The sequence below is a fragment of the Pseudomonas sp. R32 genome (assembly GCF_009866705.1).
Taxonomy (GTDB): Bacteria; Pseudomonadota; Gammaproteobacteria; order Pseudomonadales; family Pseudomonadaceae; genus Aquipseudomonas; species Aquipseudomonas donghuensis.
Window position 1 is genome coordinate 2,018,002 of sequence record NZ_CP019396.1, and the last position, 16,784, is coordinate 2,034,785.

General features: G+C 62.5%; 16 protein-coding genes. 3 read left to right on the top strand and 13 right to left on the bottom strand.

Annotated elements, in window-relative coordinates; translation table 11 throughout:
- Positions 1 to 6: 6 nt before the first annotated feature.
- The 4 genes from PspR32_RS09235 to PspR32_RS09250 all read right to left on the bottom strand — a co-directional run bounded on the left by PspR32_RS09235 (position 7) and on the right by PspR32_RS09250 (position 2,438).
- Positions 7 to 570, bottom strand: a complete 564-nt coding sequence (locus PspR32_RS09235; RefSeq protein WP_442967000.1) for a DUF2589 domain-containing protein — start codon at positions 568 to 570, stop codon at positions 7 to 9.
- A 101-nt stretch (positions 571 to 671) separates the two neighbouring features.
- A complete protein-coding gene (locus PspR32_RS09240; protein ID WP_010220422.1) occupies positions 672 to 1,241 on the bottom strand; it encodes a DUF2589 domain-containing protein in 570 nt (189 codons plus the stop codon).
- 63 nt (positions 1,242 to 1,304) lie between these two features.
- Positions 1,305 to 1,685, bottom strand: a complete 381-nt coding sequence (locus PspR32_RS09245; RefSeq protein WP_010220421.1) for a Mor transcription activator family protein — start codon at positions 1,683 to 1,685, stop codon at positions 1,305 to 1,307.
- A gap of 288 nt (positions 1,686 to 1,973) precedes the next feature.
- Positions 1,974 to 2,438 carry a hypothetical protein gene (locus PspR32_RS09250; protein ID WP_036994521.1) on the bottom strand — a complete coding sequence of 155 codons (465 nt, stop codon included), beginning with the start codon at positions 2,436 to 2,438 and terminating at the stop codon, positions 1,974 to 1,976.
- 158 nt (positions 2,439 to 2,596) lie between these two features.
- On the opposite strand from PspR32_RS09250, the gene PspR32_RS09255 reads away from it, so the two are divergent.
- The gene (locus tag PspR32_RS09255; RefSeq protein WP_010220419.1) at positions 2,597 to 2,785 is read left to right on the top strand and encodes a hypothetical protein; all 189 of its coding nucleotides are present in this window, start codon (positions 2,597 to 2,599) and stop codon (positions 2,783 to 2,785) included.
- 37 nt (positions 2,786 to 2,822) lie between these two features.
- On the opposite strand, the gene PspR32_RS09260 is transcribed toward PspR32_RS09255, so the two are convergent.
- Positions 2,823 to 3,209, bottom strand: a complete 387-nt coding sequence (locus PspR32_RS09260; RefSeq protein WP_026001149.1) for a fe2+ zn2+ uptake regulation protein — start codon at positions 3,207 to 3,209, stop codon at positions 2,823 to 2,825.
- A 210-nt stretch (positions 3,210 to 3,419) separates the two neighbouring features.
- On the opposite strand from PspR32_RS09260, the gene pvdQ reads away from it, so the two are divergent.
- Entirely contained in the window at positions 3,420 to 5,744 is a 2,325-nt protein-coding gene (gene pvdQ / locus PspR32_RS09265) for a bifunctional acylase PvdQ (RefSeq protein WP_159388342.1), read from the top strand.
- 1 nt (position 5,745) lies between these two features.
- Here the strand turns inward: pvdQ and trhP are convergent, their stop codons facing one another.
- A complete protein-coding gene (trhP, locus tag PspR32_RS09270; RefSeq protein ID WP_010220416.1) occupies positions 5,746 to 7,065 on the bottom strand; it encodes a prephenate-dependent tRNA uridine(34) hydroxylase TrhP in 1,320 nt (439 codons plus the stop codon).
- Positions 7,066 to 7,187: 122 nt separating this feature from the next.
- Here trhP and PspR32_RS09275 point away from each other — a divergent pair, with 122 nt between their 5' ends.
- Positions 7,188 to 8,252 carry an AI-2E family transporter gene (locus tag PspR32_RS09275; RefSeq protein ID WP_010220415.1) on the top strand — a complete coding sequence of 355 codons (1,065 nt, stop codon included), beginning with the start codon at positions 7,188 to 7,190 and terminating at the stop codon, positions 8,250 to 8,252.
- On the opposite strand, the gene PspR32_RS09280 is transcribed toward PspR32_RS09275, so the two are convergent.
- The 7 genes from PspR32_RS09280 to nuoI form a co-directional block, all read right to left on the bottom strand.
- Positions 8,249 to 10,303 carry a TonB-dependent receptor family protein gene (locus PspR32_RS09280; protein WP_159388343.1) on the bottom strand — a complete coding sequence of 685 codons (2,055 nt, stop codon included), beginning with the start codon at positions 10,301 to 10,303 and terminating at the stop codon, positions 8,249 to 8,251. The two genes, PspR32_RS09275 and PspR32_RS09280, sit on opposite strands and share 4 nt — an antisense overlap.
- Positions 10,304 to 10,513: 210 nt before the next feature.
- On the bottom strand, positions 10,514 to 11,983 hold the full coding sequence (nuoN, locus tag PspR32_RS09285; RefSeq protein ID WP_010220413.1) for an NADH-quinone oxidoreductase subunit NuoN: 1,470 nt from the start codon (positions 11,981 to 11,983) through the stop codon (positions 10,514 to 10,516).
- Positions 11,984 to 11,990: 7 nt separating this feature from the next.
- On the bottom strand, positions 11,991 to 13,523 hold the full coding sequence (nuoM, locus tag PspR32_RS09290; RefSeq protein WP_010220412.1) for an NADH-quinone oxidoreductase subunit M: 1,533 nt from the start codon (positions 13,521 to 13,523) through the stop codon (positions 11,991 to 11,993).
- 39 nt (positions 13,524 to 13,562) lie between these two features.
- The gene (nuoL, locus tag PspR32_RS09295) at positions 13,563 to 15,416 is read right to left on the bottom strand and encodes an NADH-quinone oxidoreductase subunit L (RefSeq protein WP_010220411.1); all 1,854 of its coding nucleotides are present in this window, start codon (positions 15,414 to 15,416) and stop codon (positions 13,563 to 13,565) included.
- Positions 15,413 to 15,721, bottom strand: coding sequence for an NADH-quinone oxidoreductase subunit NuoK (gene nuoK / locus PspR32_RS09300; protein ID WP_010220409.1), 309 nt, complete (start codon positions 15,719 to 15,721; stop codon positions 15,413 to 15,415). Before nuoK ends, nuoL begins: the two co-directional genes overlap by 4 nt.
- A 4-nt stretch (positions 15,722 to 15,725) precedes the next feature.
- Positions 15,726 to 16,226: an NADH-quinone oxidoreductase subunit J gene (gene nuoJ / locus PspR32_RS09305; protein ID WP_010220408.1), complete on the bottom strand. Its 501-nt coding sequence runs from the start codon at positions 16,224 to 16,226 to the stop codon at positions 15,726 to 15,728.
- A 9-nt stretch (positions 16,227 to 16,235) separates the two neighbouring features.
- Positions 16,236 to 16,784 (bottom strand): NADH-quinone oxidoreductase subunit NuoI, encoded by a 549-nt coding sequence (gene nuoI, locus PspR32_RS09310; protein ID WP_009400993.1) that lies wholly within the window; start codon positions 16,782 to 16,784, stop codon positions 16,236 to 16,238.

Consider the following 16,784-nt stretch of genomic DNA (forward strand, 5'->3'; position numbering starts at 1 on the left):
GTAGTGTCAGCGCACGGTCGCCGCTTCGATGAACTCGTTGCTGTCGTCCGTGGGCTGGACAGGGGTGGACAAGCGAAGCGGGGTAATCAGTTTGGTGTACTCCTCGATCAGCCGGTTCAGCGCTTCCGGTGGTTCACAGGCCTGGAACTGCATACGGATCTGCACTTCATCGGGGTCGCGCGGTGCTTCGCCATTGCGTTTGCTCTGGCCGCCGACCGTTACATAGAAGCGCTCGCGTTGCAGGCTCTCGCAGGCCTCGGTGGTTTCGGTGTTTTGAATCCGCCAAGACAGGTCGACCTGCATGCGCTCCAGTGCCAGCCCACGCGGTGACACCAGTGCGATCAGCGGGATCTGCATCGTGTGCTGATCGTCCATCGCCACTTCGACCATCTTGGCTTTCATCGGCGTGCCCAGTGCCTCGGCGTCATAGTCGAAATACTGGTCGAACAGCTTGATGTACTGCTGGGCAATCAGGTTGTTGGTGGCTGCGGCGGCTTCCTGCAGGCCGCGAGTGATATCGCACAGGTCGCTGGCGATGATGGGTGCGTTGTTTGGCGGGCGAGGGTCCAAGCGGTGGGCACTCCTGGGATTTTTTAGCTGAAGCCCCCTCCCGTGGAAGGGGCCAGTGGCGAAGGGGTGCGCTCAGCTACCCTACGCTGGGACGGTGGCTGTCAGCTGGGGCTTGCAACCGGTTTGCTGGCGGCTTCGGTGAGGGCATCAATTACCCGCATCAGTGCCTCCGGCGGCTCCTGGCGGCGTATTTTGGTATTGAAGGCATAGCGCGCACGGGTATCGGTCTTGCGGGTTTGTGTCGACTTGTGGCTGACCTGGCCTTTGAGCTCCATCTTGAACTTGCCGAAGCCGAAGGAGGCAGCGGTACTCGCTTCGCCTGCGGTTTCGCGACTGGATTCAGCCTGTTGGCTGATGGTCACTTCGAACTCGACGTTACCTTCTTCGATGACAATGTTGGGGTGGGCGATCGCCGCCATCAGCGGGATGCGCATGGTTTTGGAAACGGTTCCCTTGGCCGCCCCCTGCTCATCGGTGACGGTTTCGTCGTAGTTGAACTCGATGGCAACTGCTTTGCCATTCTCGACACAGACACCCATGAGGAAGTCGGCGTAGGACTGGCTAGCGGCTACCTGTGCCTGGACCATTGCCTGCAGCGGTCCGGCAATCATCCGGTCCAGGGGCAGGGAGTTCATGACCGAACCGATCAGATCGTTGTCGATTGTTGCCATGGGTGATTTCCTTATCGTGGGTCCACACCTTGTGTGCAGTATTGGGGTTCATGTTTGCCGTACTCAGCGCGGACAAGCTTCCTGACGACGGATGTTGCCGATCTGGCGCAGGCTTAAGCCGTACTTGTTGGCCAGCATGCTACGAGACTGGCCATCGGCACTTTCTTGCTGGATCTGTTGATTGCGCAGTTGGCGCAGGAAATGGTCGACCTTGGGGATTTCCAGGGCCATGCCGGCGAAGCGCCGGATCAGCGCATCCAGCGCCGGGGCGGGAAGGATCTGTGCCAGGGCGGTGCGCTCTCGATGCTTGGGGATGTACTTGGGGCGCCCACCAAAGGCACAGGTAAGGTTGTAGGCATTCTCGATACCCAGGCACTCGATCAGCATCTGCAGCGAGTGGGGCAGTTGCGCGACATCAATACGGTTCAGTTCGCTCAGTTCCATGATGACTTCCTTGTAGGCGATGGTTTGGCACCCAGATGCTTGAGCATCCGTGCCAAGCGGCTCGAGCCATTTCAGGCCATTTCGCACCTGACCGGCTTGAACTGAATTTTCGGCCAGCATGAAGAAAGCAGGCTAGGCAGCAAGTGGGGCGGTTAGGGTGGCCTTTTTGCACGCGGTTTGTAGGTTGTTAGGCTCACCCCGGTGGGAATGGGGTTCAGGGCATCGCGCAGGGCCTTGATTGCTGGCACATGCGAGAGTTTTGACTCGACCTGATTGGCCGACCCATGCTCATTCGCACGGGCGCGCCAGTAGCAGGCTGACTTGGCCCAGGAAACTGGCTGGACGGGTAACGCCGTGGAGGGGAAAGCTGCGCCAGTCGACCCATACGCACAGGGCGGTAAATTCCCGGGCCGAGGCCTTGCCGATGACGCTGGGGTGAAAATCCCGGCGATACAGGACCTGGGTCTGTTTCAGTGGCTGGGCTTGATCGGCTGTCGCCAGGGCGTGTGCCACCAGTTGCGCAAGCTGTGCCTGGGGTACGGTGAAGTGCGTCGTGGCGGTGCCTGTGCCCAGGTGGCCGGCTTGTCGGGTCCGCTGCCACAGCTGTTGCCATTGGCTACTGCCGGCGTTGTTGGCCAGTTCGGCGCCGAGTGTCAGGAGCAGCGCCTGAGGCTGATTTTCGGTGGGCAAGGCCTGAACCTTGAGCGCGGCGCCCAGGAGCAGCAGGCTGCCCAGCAGTGTTCGCATCAACATGGTGAGCTTCCGTTCGTCTGGGCATCAGCCCGGGACACCATGGTGGCGACGGGGCGGCGACAACAGAAGCGGGAAATTGTCCGCTGACCGGCGGGGGACGTTGTATCATGCGCACGGCCCGCTTCGGGCCTTTTCGCCGATGTCGCAAGGAACTACCAATGACGCAAGGTCAACGCCTGAAATACTCCATCCTGATCTCCCTGCTGGTGCTGGGGATCATGCTCGGACTGTCCTACCTGCAAAAACAGGGGACGATCAGCGAGCAGGTGTTCCAGTACATCGCCATCGGTGTGGCGGTGGCAGTGGTGGTGATCAATGGCGTCATGCGCCGCAAGGTCAAACCCTGAGGGTTTAAGCGCGGCCGGCTATGGGCCGGCCGGTCGCTCAACGTGAGCTGGCTTGCTCCAGCACGGCACGGGCCTGGGGATTGAGGCTGTAGCACTTGTCGCTGCCAAGGCTGATGACGCCTTCGGCGCACAAGCGCTTGAGTACTTCGCGAACGCTGAGGAATGACAGGGGGATATCCAGCTGTTCGAGCTGGCTGTGCACACCGCGTACACCAATGCTGCGACCGTTGCGATCGGCCATGTGCAAGGCATCGATGACCTTCAGGCGAATCAGGCTGGTGCGCAGGCCAAAGGCCTTGAGCAATTCGCGGATGTGCTCATTGCCGGGGCGTTCATTTTCGCCGGCTTCGGTATTTTCAGCCACAGGTTGGTTATTTGTGCGTCCAGGCTCAGCTATTGCCGCTGAATGTTGCTGGTTGTACATGTGAATGCTCCATTTCATGGTCTGTCCAGATAAGCAAAAGTGCTTGCCTATACCTATAAGACGAATGAGCGCGGCAAAACTGCAGTACCTGACAAAAAAAAACTGCAAGCTCACCCTCAAATGACGTTTTGACCGGGCCAATCCAGTAAATTTTCACGCAGAAATTCGTTCAGTCAGAGTGACCTTTCCCCTGATTGAGCCGGAGTACGCGTGATCAAACCTCGTCCTTTTGCAACCCTCTGTGTGGTCGGGCTGCTCGCCGGCCTCAGCCTTCCCGCCCAGGCGCGCGTAGTCGCGGGCGATGCGTCTGCCCAGATCCGCCGGACCAGTTTTGGTGTGCCGCATATTCTGGCCAAGGACGAACAGGGCCTGGGCTACGGCATTGGCTATGCCTATGCACAGGACAACCTGTGCCTGCTGGCGAACGAAGTGGTCACCGTCAATGGCGAGCGTTCGCGTTACTTCGGCCCCGGGCAGCGCACCTTCGAGCAGCGCGAAAACCTGCCAAGCGACCTGTTCTTCAATTGGCTGAACACGCCAACCGCCGTGTTCGGCTTCTGGCAGGCGCAACCGGCGGCCATGCGCGCACGGCTTGAAGGCTATGCCAAGGGCTACAACCGCGCGCTGGCCGAGCTCAAGGCCCAGGGGCAGGGCGCGCAATGCCTGCAGGCTGAGTGGCTGCGGCCGATCACCCCCCTCGACCTGGTCAAGCTGACCCGCCGCTTGCTGGTCGAAGGCGGCGTCGGCCAGTTTGCCGAAGCCCTGGCCGGGGCAACGCCGCCGAATGTCGTCGCCCAGCTGCGCCCCGACCTCAGCGTTGCCCAGGCACGCCAGGAACAGTTTGCCGTCGAGCGTGGCAGCAATGCGCTGGCCATCGGTGCCGAGCGCTCGTTCAATGGCCGCGGCATGCTGCTGGCCAACCCGCACTTTCCCTGGGCTGGCGGCATGCGTTTTTATCAGATGCAGCTGACCCTGCCGGGCACGCTCGATGTCATGGGCGCAGCCTTGCCTGGGTTGCCGCTGATCAATATCGGTTTCAACCGCCATCTGGCCTGGACCCACACGGTCGACACCTCCAAGCATTTCACCCTGTACCGGCTGGAGCTGGACCCCAAGGACCCGACCCGCTACCTGCTCGACGGCAAGTCGCTGGCCTTGACCCACCAGCGCCTGAGCGTGACGGTCAAGGGCGAGGACGGCCAGCTCAAGCCGGTGACCCGCGACGTTTACAGCTCGGTGTTCGGCCCGATCGTGCAGTGGCCGGGGCGCCTGGACTGGAACAGGCAGTACGCCTTCAGCCTGCGTGACGCCAACCTCGACAACACCCGGGTGCTGCAACAGTGGGATGCGCTGAACCGCGCCGACAGCCTGAAAGGCCTGCAGGCTTCGTTACAGCGCCTGCAGGGCATCCCTTGGGTCAACACCCTGGCGGTGGACGCCAAGGGCCAGGCGTTGTACCTGAACCAGTCGGTGGTACCGTACGTCGACGCCGCTCTGCTGACCCAGTGCAGCGACCCGGCTGCCGGCCAGGAAATGATCGTGCTCGACGGCTCGCGCAGTGCCTGCAACTGGAAGATCGACCCGCGTGCCGCGCAGGCGGGTATCTTCCCTGCGCAGCTGCAGCCGAGCCTGAGCCGTAGCGACTTCGTCCAGCATTCCAACGACTCGGCCTGGATGGTCAACCCGGCCAAACCGTTGCAGGGCTACTCGCCGTTGATCAGCCGCGAGGGGCAACCCCTGGGCTCGCGCAGCCGCTTTGCCTTGCAGCGCCTGGCGAGCCTGAGCGAGAAGGGCAAGATCAGCCAGGCGGACCTGCAGCAGATGGTCATGGATAACCAGGTTTATCTCGCCGAACTGGTCATGCCCGACCTGCTCAAGTGGTGCGCCGGGCAAGCGGCCGATGCCCAGCTCAGTGTGCTGTGTGCCAGCCTCAAGGCCTGGGACCAACGCGCCAACCTCGACAGTGGTCTTGGCCTGGTGCACTTTCAGCGCATCATGCAGGCGTTGCAGGGACGCAAGGATATCTGGCGGGTCGGTTTCGATGCCGCCGACCCGCTGCACACACCGCGGGGGCTGGCAGTTGATCAGGCCGACGTGGCCAACGCCTTGCGTGAGGCAGCCCTGGCTTCAATCGCTGAAGTGACCAAGGCCGGGTTCGCCGAGGACGCGCGCTGGGGGCAGATCCAGCAGGCTGCCGATGGCACGCCGATACATGGCGGTCCGGCGAGCCTTGGGGTGTACAACGCGATCCAGAGCGTACCGGTCGCGCCGGACAAACGCCTGGTGGTCAGCGGCACCAGCTACTTGCAACTGGTGACCTTCGATGACCAAGGGCCGCATGCCCAAGGGATGCTGGCGTTCTCCGAGTCCAGTGAAGCGGGCTCGGCCCATGCCGGCGACCAGACCCGGGCGTTTTCGGCCAAGCAGTGGCAGGTGATTCCGTTCACCGAGGCGCAGATCAAGGCCGATCCGCAGTATCGCTTGCAGGTGATTCACGAGGTTGAGGGGGCGGCGCTGGCGAAGTCTGCGCCTTGATTCAATGAATCAAATCCCTGAGCAGCAAGCCGAAGGCCAGATCGACCTGCTCAGGGATTGGCAGGTACACCGTATGCCCATCCCCCGGCGCCACCTCGATTGCGCCGCCCTGGCGATCACGCAACTGATGCAGGTCGAAGTGGTAGTTACCTTTGGGCGTCATCAGTTCCAGATGATCACCCACCGCAAAGCGGTTCTTCACCCGCACCTCTGCCAGGCCATTGACCCGCTCGCCACTTAGCTCGCCAACGAATTGCTGGCGCTCGGACACCGAGTTGCCGCGTTGGTAGTTCTGATATTCGTCATGCACATGCCGGCGCAGGAAGCCTTCGGTATAGCCGCGCTGGGCCAGTGATTCGAGGTTGAGCATCAGGTTGCGGTCGAACGCGCGCCCGGCTGCCGCGTCATCGATGGCCTGGCGATACACCTGGGCGGTGCGTGCACAGTAGAAGTGCGACTTGGTCCGGCCCTCGATCTTCAGCGAATGCACGCCCATGCGCGCCAGCCGCTCGACATGCTGCACCGCCCGCAGGTCCTTGGCGTTCATGATGTAGGTGCCGTGCTCGTCTTCGAAGGCTGGCATGTCTTCATCGGGGCGGTTGCTTTCCTGCAGCACGAACACCTGCTCGGTGGGGGCGCCGAGCCCCAGGGTCGGTTCTACCTCGCGAACGATTTCGCCGGTGACATTCTCGCGGGCCGCAGTGGCCTTGTACTGCCAGCGGCAAGCGTTGGTGCAACTGCCCTGGTTGGCATCGCGGCGGTTGAGGTAGCCCGATAACAGGCAGCGGCCGGAGTAGGCCATGCACAGGGCACCGTGGACGAACACCTCGAGCTCCATCTGCGGCACTTGCTGGCGAATCTCCTCGATCTCTTCCAGCGACAGCTCGCGCGACAGGATCACCCGGGTAAGGCCCTGGCTGCGCCAGAACTCGACGCTGGCCCAGTTCACCGTGTTGGCCTGCACCGACAGGTGGATCGGCATGTGCGGGAAGTGCTGGCGCACCAGCATGATCAGGCCGGGGTCGGACATGATCAACGCATCCGGGGCCATGTCGATCACCGGCGCCAGGTCCTTCAAGAAGGTCTTGAGCTTGGCGTTGTGCGGGGCAATGTTGACCACCACGTAGAAGCGCTTGCCCTGCGCCTGGGCTTCCTTGATGCCCAGCGCGAGGTTGGCGTGATCGAATTCATTGTTGCGCACGCGCAGGCTGTAGCGCGGCTGCCCGGCATACACGGCATCGGCGCCGTAGGCGAAGGCGTAGCGCATGTTCTTCAGCGAGCCGGCGGGGGCGAGCAGTTCGGGTTTGGCGAGAAGGGTCATGATCGGGTCGCGGCAAAAGGCGCGGATGCTACGCCGCTTGTGGCGACTTTTTATTGATCTGCATCAATGGCACTTTTACCACTGTCCGGCGCACTAACGAATAGACCGTACAAGGAGCGCACATGAACGAAACCGTCATGCAACACAAGGCGCTACTGGCGTTGCTGGTGCTGGTGACCATCGCCTTTGTCTGGATTCTCCTGCCATTCTATGGCGCCGTGTTCTGGGCGGTGATCCTCGGTATCGTCTTCGCCCCGCTGCAACGCCGCCTGTTGGCGCGCCTGGGCTGGCGGCGCAACCTGGCGGCCGGGCTGACTCTGTTCATCTGTCTGGTGATCGCAATCTTGCCGGTGATCATCATCAGTACCCTGCTGGTGCAGGAAGGCGCTGCGCTGTACAAGAGCATCGAGAGCGGCGAGCTGGACCTGGCCGGTTATATCGAGCGTTTCAAGAACATCCTTCCGGCCTTCGCGCAGAACTTTCTTGAGCGCATGGGCATGGGTGACCTGGCAGGCCTGCGCGACAAGATCGCCAAGGGCGCAATGCAGGGCAGCCAGTTCTTTGCCTCCCAGGCCTTCAGTTTTGGCCAGGGCACCTTCGATTTTCTGGTCAGCTTCGGCGTCATGCTCTACCTGCTGTACTTCTTCTTGCGTGATGGCGCCGAGCTGGTGCGCAAGATCCGCACGGCGGTGCCGCTGGCCGAGCAGCAGAAGCGTCGCCTGCAACTGAAGTTCAACCGCGTGGTGCGCGCCACGGTCAAAGGCAACCTGGTGGTGGCGGTGACCCAGGGCGCCCTCGGCGGCATCATTTTCTGGATTCTCGACATCCCCAGTGCCCTGATCTGGGGGGTACTGATGACCTTCCTGTCGCTGCTGCCAGCGGTGGGCGCGGGGATCGTCTGGGCGCCGGTGGCGGTGTATTTCGTCGCTACCGGTGCGTTCTGGCAAGGCGCTGTGCTGACGGCCTACGGTGTGTTCGTGATCGGCCTGGTGGACAACGTGCTGCGCCCGATCCTGGTGGGCAAGGACACCAAGATGCCCGATTTCCTGATCCTGCTGTCCACCCTTGGCGGGTTGGCGGTATTCGGCCTCAATGGCTTTGTCATCGGCCCGCTGATCGCCGCGCTGTTCATCTCCAGCTGGGCGATCTTCGTCTCGACCAAGCCGCAGGTGCAATTGCCCAGTTAGCGGAAGCTGTACGACACCCCGGCGTAGACGCCGAAGCCTTCGCCCGGGGTCGAGCGGGCGGCGTCCGCCCCCTTGTCGTCGTAGCCCGGGGTAACGGTGGCGGCGTAGCGCTTGTTGGTCAGGTTGCGCAGGTCGAGCCAGGTTTGCCAGTCCTGTTTCGGCGAGTTGTAGCCCAGGGTGGCGCCGAGAATGGCATAGGCGTCGGCCGGGTAGCTGTTGGCGTAGTCGACCTGGACCTTGGACGCCATCTGCGTGTTGATCCCTGCATACAAGCCGCTGGGCAGGTCGAAGCGCAACTCGGCCTGGTAGTAGTGCATGGGGATGCCCGGCAGACGGTTGTCGCCAAACGTATCGTCGTCGCGGTAGTGGAAGTCGCTGAAGGTGTAGGCCTGGCGCAGGGACAGCTTGCCGACCGCGGCGCGCTCCCAGAGCAGGCTGTCGAGGCCCGCCTCGATGCCCTGGTGCACGGTTGGGCTGGCGTTGAACTCCTTGGCGGGCTGGCCTTGCACGATCTCCACGGCCAGCAGCTCATGGCGCACCTGCGAGTAGTACCAGGCCAGGTCCCAGCGACCGATGGACGACTCGCCGCGGGCACCCAGCTCCAGGGTGGTGGCGGTCTGGTTGTGCATTTCAATCGGTTGCGTGGCGCTGGTCGAGCTCCAGATCAGCGACCACGGGTGCGGCGGCTCCACCGAGCGGCTGAGGTTGCCATAGACCTGCAACTGCGGGCTGATGTCATAGCGCAGGCCCAGGCGCGGTGCGTAGTCCCAGTCACTCTGGCTGACCTTGCCGCCGTTGTCCGGATAGGTCACCGCGCTCTCGCGGCGAGTGTAGATCGCCGCCAGGCCGCTGGTCAGCCACAGGTCCGGGATCAGTTCCAGTTCGTTGCCAACATGCAGGACGCTGTCCGAACCCTGGTAGGTGAAGTCACGAGTTTTCGCACCGAATACCCCATTGACCCGCGAGTATTGCGAAGCACCGCTGTTGGGCAGGTGCTTGGTGGTACGCCAGCCGATGGTGGTTTTGCTCGCGTGTCCGAACAGGGTGTGGCGGCGCTGATAATTCAGGGTGCCGCTGACGTCGGTGTAGGCGACCTTCAGGCGCATCGGGCCTTCACGCAGATCCATCGGATAGTCGTGATAGACAAGGCCTGCTTCCAGTTGCGAATCGTCATCGAGATAAAAGGTGGTCTTGTTTCCCAGCCAGGTACTGCCCGGCTGCGGACGGCTGTCATCACGTGTCAGGTAGGCCGGGTTGGCCGCACGCGGATGGTGCTTGATCTGATCCTTGGTCAGGCGCCCGGCCAGGTCGTTCTCGGTTTCCCGGTAGCGCAGGTAGAAGCGGGTTTCCAGGTTCGGGTTGAAACGGTAGCCGACGTTGGCGGCGACGCCCTTGCTGCTGCCGCTGCTGTGATCCTGGTAGCCGTCGTATTCCGAATCGGTCAGCGCTACGTAGTAGTCCAGGTCACCCAATACCTGGCCGGAGCTGATCTGGCGCTTGGCGTAGCCGCGGCTGCCGAGCTCGTAGCGCAGTTGCAGCGGTGCGGCGTCGCGGCCGGTGTGGGAGATGTAGTCGATGGCGCCGCCCAGGGCCAGTGAACCCTTGTCGAAACCGTTGGCGCCGCGCAGCACCTCGGCGCGGTTCAGCCACAGCGGTTCGAACAATTCATAAGGGGTGCCGCCGGGGCCGGTGAGCGGCAGGCCGTCGAACATCGTGTACACGCCCGAGCCATGGGCGCCGGGGGCGCGGTTGATGCCGGAGCCGCGGATCGACAGCTTGATGCCGTCGTTGCCGGCCGACTGGGCGAACACCCCCGGCTGGTAGGCCAGTACGTCCTGGTTACTGGCGACCCGGCCTTGCTCCACTCGCTGCATGTCGATCAGGTTGCTGGCGCCGGGCACCTGCTGCAGGCGTTCGCGAGCGTCCTGCAGCTCGCTGTGTTCCTGTTCCTGGATCAGCACCTGGCCGAGTTCGATGCCATCGCCGGCCTGGGCCGACGCGGCACAGGAGATCAGCAAGGCGAGGGCGGAGCGGGGTAGGGTGGGGCGCATCGAGGGGGTTCCGGGACTGTGAGCGGGTATCTGACGTCGCAACTATCAGACGAAGCACAGTCGCCGATCTGTACCGGCCTCATCGCTGGCAAGCCAGCTCCCACAGGGTCATCACCAAATCCTGTGGGAGCTGGCTTGCCAGCGATGGTTGCAGAGCGGCCCAAAACAAAACACCCCGCCGAAGCGGGGTGTTTGTCAGTGCCTGATCGATCAACCGATCAGTTGCAGGCCTGCATGCTGGACCATGTCCAGCAGTGGCTGCGGGTACACACCCAGCACGAAGGCGAGGATGGCGATGGCCAGCAGCATGACGCCGCCGGTGCGCTGTTCCCAGTTCAGCGGGGCGTCGTGGCGACGCAGGTTTGGCTCGATCAGGAACAGGGTGACCATCACGCGCAGGTAGTAGAACACGCCGATGGCACTACCGATCACCAGGGCACCGACCAGCCACCACAGCTGCGACTCGACGCCGGTAGCGATGATGTAGAACTTGCCGATGAAGCCTGCGGTCAGTGGAATACCGGCCAGCGACAGCATCATCACGGTCAGCACCGCGGTCAGGTACGGACGGCGCCAGAACAGGCCGCGATACTCGTACAGGGCGTCAGCGTCGCGACCGTTGTATGGCGACGACATCAGGGTGATCACGCCGAAGGCACCGAGGCTGGTGATCACGTAGGTGACCAGGTACACGCCGATGGCTTCAACCGCCAGGCCCTTGCTTGCCACCAGGGCGATCAGCAGGTAACCGAAGTGGGCAATCGAGGAGTAACCGAGCAGACGCTTGAGGTTGCTCTGGGTCAGCGCCAGCAGGTTGCCGATCAGGATCGAGGCGACAGCGATAATCGACAGTACGGTGGTCAGCACGCCGCTGCTGGCAGCAGGGGAGAGCATGAACAGGCGCACCACGACGGCGAACACGGCAACCTTGCTGGCGGTGGCCAGGAAGGCGGCGACCGGTGCCGGAGCACCCTCGTAGACGTCCGGGGTCCACAGGTGGAACGGCACCAGCGACAGTTTGAAGGCCAGGCCGACCAGCATCATGCCCAGGCCCAGTTGGGCGAGCATGCTCGGCATGCTGGTGGTTGCCAGGGCCTTGCCGATGCCGTCGAAGCTCAGGCTGCCGGCGTCGGCATACAGCAGCGCCATGCCGAACAGCAGGAAGGCGGAACCGGCGGCCGAGAGCACCATGTATTTGATGCCGGCTTCCAGCGAGCGCTTGTTGAAGAAGGCATAGGCAACCAGGCCATAGACCGGTACCGACAGCAGTTCCAGGCCGATGAACAGGCCTGCCAGGTGCTGCGCGCTGACCAGTACCAGGCCGCCCAGGGCCGACATGAGGATCAGCAGGTACAGCTCTTCGCGGTTGCCTGGGTAGCCCTTGCCGCCATCACCCAGATACGCATGGGCGAGGGTGACGCAAGCCAGGGTGGCGACCAGGATCAGCGCCATGTACAGGCAGGCGAAGTTGTCGATGGTCAGCAGTGGGGTGACTGCCAGCGGCGCGACCTTCAGGGCCGGGATGATCGACAGCAGGGCCAGGTTCAGGCCCACGATAGACAGCAGGAAGGTTTGCGAGTGGTTGCGCCGCCAAGCGATCGCCAGCATCACCACAACTGTGGTGATGGTGGTGATCAGCAGCGGCGCAAGCGCGATAAAGTGTTGAATCGTCAGGTCCATAGCGCTCTTACCGGGCCGAAGCGAGTTGAGTGAAAGCGGTACCGAACCACTGCTGCACACCGCTCATGGTGGCGGCAGAAGTGTCCAGGAACGGCTGCGGGTAGATGCCCAGCAGGATCAGCAGGCCAGCCAGGCCCAGTACCATGATCATTTCGCGGGTGTCCATGCCAGCCAGGACTTCATCGGATTTGGCCGGGCCGAAGTAGGCGCGGTGAATCATGATCAGCGAGTACACCGAACCGAACACCAGGCCGCAAGTGGCGAGGACAGTGACCCATGGCGAAGCGACAAAGCTACCGATCAGGATCAGGAATTCGCCAACGAAGTTACCGGTGCCCGGCAGGCCCAGGGACGCGGCGGCGAAGAACAGGCTGATGGCCGGCAGGTAGGCGATGCGGTGCCACAGGCCACCCATCTGACGCATGTCACGGGTGTGCAGGCGCTCGTACAGCTGGCCGGCGAGGATAAAGAGTGCCGCAGCCGACAGGCCGTGAGCCAGCATCTGGATCACCGCACCTTGCAGCGCTTGCTGGCTGCCGGAGTAGATACCGATCAACACGAAGCCCATGTGCGAAACGCTGGAGAAGGCGACCAGACGCTTGATGTCGGTCTGGGCGAACGCCAGGAAGGCACCGTAGAAAATCCCGATCAGACCCAGGGTCATGGCGATCGGCGCAAACTCGGCCGAGGCATTCGGGAACAGCGGCAGGGCGAAACGCAGCAGGCCGTAGGCCGCGGTCTTCAGCAAGATACCGGCAAGGTCGACGGAACCTGCGGTCGGTGCCTGGGCGTGAGCGTCAGGCAGCCAGGAATGGAACGGTACCACCGGCAGCTTGACCGCGAAGGCGATGAAGAAGCCGAGCATCAGCAGGTATTCGGTGCCAGCCGGCAGTTCGGCCTTGAGCAACTGGGTGTAGTCGAAGGTGATCACACCGGTGTTGCTGTAGTTGACCAGGACCAGGCCAAGGATCGCCACCAGCATGATCAGGCCGCTGGCCTGGGTGAAGATGAAGAACTTGGTCGCGGCGTAGATCCGGGTCTTCTTGCCGTCCGAGGAGCTGTGACCCCAGAGCGCGATGAGGAAATACATCGGCACCAGCATCATTTCCCAGAAGAAGAAGAACAGGAACAGGTCCAGGGCCAGGAACACACCGACCACGCCGCCGAGGATCCACATCAGGTTGAGGTGGAAGAAGCCGACGTGACGCTGGATCTCTTTCCAGGAGCACAGTACCGAAAGCACACCCAGCAGGCCGGTGAGCAGGATCATCAGCAGCGACAGGCCGTCGAGGGCCAGGTGCAGGCTGATGCCGAAGCGCTCGATCCACAGCACTTTGAATTCGACCGCCCACTCAGGCGCGGCGCCCGGTGCAGGGGCCAGGGTGTAGTCCCCGTTGGCCCACAGCCAGAGGCCGATACCAAGCAGCAGGGACATGGTCAGCAGCGCAATCCAGCGTGGCAGGGTGGCGCCGAAGCGCTCACCCAGCCAGCACAGCAGGCCGCCGATGAAGGGGATCAGGATCAGCCAAGGCAAAATCATGACGGGCTCAATTCCTTTCGCAAAGTCGCAAGGTTCATATCAGACCGCAGCCATTACAACGGCACCGAGCACAAGCACGGCACCTACGGCGATCGAAGCGGTGTACCAGCGCAGCTGACCGGTTTCGGTTTTGCTCATGGCGGCATGACCGCCCTTGGCCATACGCGGAATCAGGCCAATACTGCGGTCAACCGGATCCTTGCGCAGGATGTGGGCGATCAGCAGGTAAGGTTTGACGAACAGCTTGTCGTAGATCCAGTCGAAGCCCCAGGCGGCGAACCACCAGGCCGACAGCACGCGACCGATGCCGCTGCTGGCAATCGCGGTGACCAGGCGACGCTTGCCCAGGAACAGCACCGCGGCCAGCAGGATACCGGCAATGGCGATGGCGCCCGAGGCGATTTCCAGGCTGTGCTTGGCTTCGCCGCCCGCATGGCCGACGCTCTGCGGCAGCACGCCCGCCAGTGGTGGATGAATCCAGGCACCGACGAAGGTCGACAGCACGATCAGCACGCCCAGCGGCAGCCAGTGGGAAATCCCGTGGCCGGCGTGAGCTTCGGTCTTGGCTTCGCCGTGGAAGGCGATGAAGATCAGGCGGAAGGTGTACAGCGAGGTCATGAAGGCACCGACCAGGCCGGCGTACAGCAGACCGTTGTTGCCGCTGGCAAAGGCTTCCCAGAGGATCTCGTCCTTGGAGTAGAAGCCTGCGGTCAGCAGCGGCAGGGCAGCCAGGGCGGCACCACCGACGATGAAGCTGGCATACGCCAATGGCAGTTTCTTCCACAGACCGCCCATCTTGAAGATGTTCTGCTCGTGGTGGCAGGCAACGATCACCGCACCGGAAGCAAGGAACAGCAGGGCCTTGAAGAAGGCGTGGGTCATCAGGTGGAAGATCGCGCCTTCCCAGGCACCAACGCCCAGGGCCAGGAACATGTAGCCGATCTGGCTCATGGTCGAGTAGGCGAGGATACGCTTGATGTCGGTCTGTACCAGGGCGGCAAAACCGGCCAGCACCAGGGTCACGCCGCCAACCACACCGACCAGGTGCAGGATGTCGGGAGCCAGGGCGAACAGGCCGTGGGTACGGGCAATCAGGTAGACGCCAGCGGTCACCATGGTTGCCGCGTGGATCAGTGCCGAAACCGGAGTAGGGCCGGCCATCGCGTCGGCAAGCCAGGTCTGCAGCGGCAGCTGGGCGGATTTACCGACCGCACCACCGAGCAGCATCAGGGTCGCCAGGACCATCCAGAAATCACCCGCCTGGAACTTCTGCGGTGCCAGTACCAGCAGCTCCTGCACGTTCAGGGTGCCGAGCTGGGCGAACAGGATGAACAGGCCGATGGCCATGAACACGTCGCCGATACGGGTAACGATGAAGGCCTTGAGTGCGGCGTTACCGTTGTTGCGGTTGCTGTAGTAGAAACCGATCAACAGGTACGAGCACAGGCCCACGCCTTCCCAACCGAAGTAGATGAACAGCAGGTTGTCGCCCAGCACCAGGAACAACATGCTGGCAATGAACAGGTTGGTGTAGGCGAAGAAGCGCGAGTAGCCGGCTTCACCACGCATGTACCAGGAGGCGAACAGGTGGATCAGAAAGCCCACACCGGTGACCACGCCGAGCATGGTGATCGACAGACCATCCACGTACAGGGTGAAGTTCGGCGTAAAGCGGTCCACCGACATCCACTGCCACAGCAGCTGGCTGTACGCGCCGCCATCCGGCGGGGCGACGTTGAACTGCCAGATCACGTAGGCGGCCACGGCGGCCGAGAGGCCCACCGAACCGACGCCGACCAGCGCCGACAGGTTCTCGGACCAGCGACCGCGCGAGAACGACAGCAGCAGGAAGCCGATCAGGGGGAATACGAACGTCAGGAAGATAAGGTTCATCCGCGCATCTCACTGGCTGCATCGATGTCGAGAGTGTGGAAGCGGCGATACAGCTGCAGCAGGATCGCCAGGCCGATACTGGCCTCGGCGGCTGCCAGGCTGATCACCAGGATGAACATGATCTGTCCATCCGGCTGCGCCCAACGGCTACCGGCGACAATGAACGCCAGTGCCGAGGCGTTCATCATGATTTCCAGGCTCATCAACACGAAAAGAATGTTGCGGCGCACCATCAGGCCGACAAGGCCGAGGCAGAACAGGATGCCGGCGACTGCCAGGCCATGCTCGAGAGGAATTGCAGACATGTGATTACTCCTTCGCCTCGTTGCGGCCGAGGTGGAAAGCCGTCACTGCTGCGGCAAGCAGCAGCATCGAGGCCAGTTCCACCACCAGCAGGTAAGGACCATACAGGCTGATGCCGACGGCCTTGGCGTCAACGGTAGTGTGGCCAATGCCGCCGCCGCTTTCGCTGGCGAACAGCACGTACAGCAGCTCGACCAGCAGCAGTGCGCCAAGCACCACCGGGCCAAGCCAGATGCCCGGCTTGAGCCAGCCACGTTCCTGGGCGACCGAAGCCGGCCCGAGGTTGAGCATCATCACCACGAAGACGAACAGCACCATGATGGCGCCAGCGTAGGCGATCACTTCCAGAACACCGGCGAACGGAGCGCCGAGGGCGAAGAAGGTCATCGCCACGGAGATCAGCGAAATGATCAGGTAGAGCAGGGCGTGCACGGGGTTGGTGTTGGTGATCACCCGAAGGGTGGACACCACAGCGACACCGGATGCGAAATAGAAAGCGAATTCCATCTTTCTTCCTTAAGGGAGCAAGCTCTTCACGTTGATCGGCTCGGCTTCGTTCTGCGCGGCGCCTTTCGGCTTGCCGGCAACAGCCATACCTGCAACACGGTAGAAGTTGTAGTCAGGGTTCTTGCCGGGGCCGGAGATCAGCAGATCTTCTTTCTCGTACACCAGGTCCTGACGTTTGAACTCGGCCATCTCGAAATCCGGCGTGAGCTGGATCGCGGTGGTCGGGCAGGCTTCCTCGCAGAGGCCGCAGAAAATGCAACGGGAGAAGTTGATGCGGAAGAACTCCGGGTACCAACGACCGTCTTCTGTTTCGGCTTTCTGCAGCGAGATGCAACCGACCGGGCACGCCACGGCACACAGGTTGCACGCTACACAGCGCTCTTCGCCATCCGGGTCGCGGGTCAGGACGATGCGGCCACGGTAGCGTGGCGGCAGGTAGACCGGCTCTTCGGGGTATTGCAGGGTGTCACGTTTGCGAAAACCGTGAGAGAACACCATCACCAGGCTGCGCAGCTGGGTGCCTGTGCCCTTAACGATGTCGCCAATATACTTGAACAT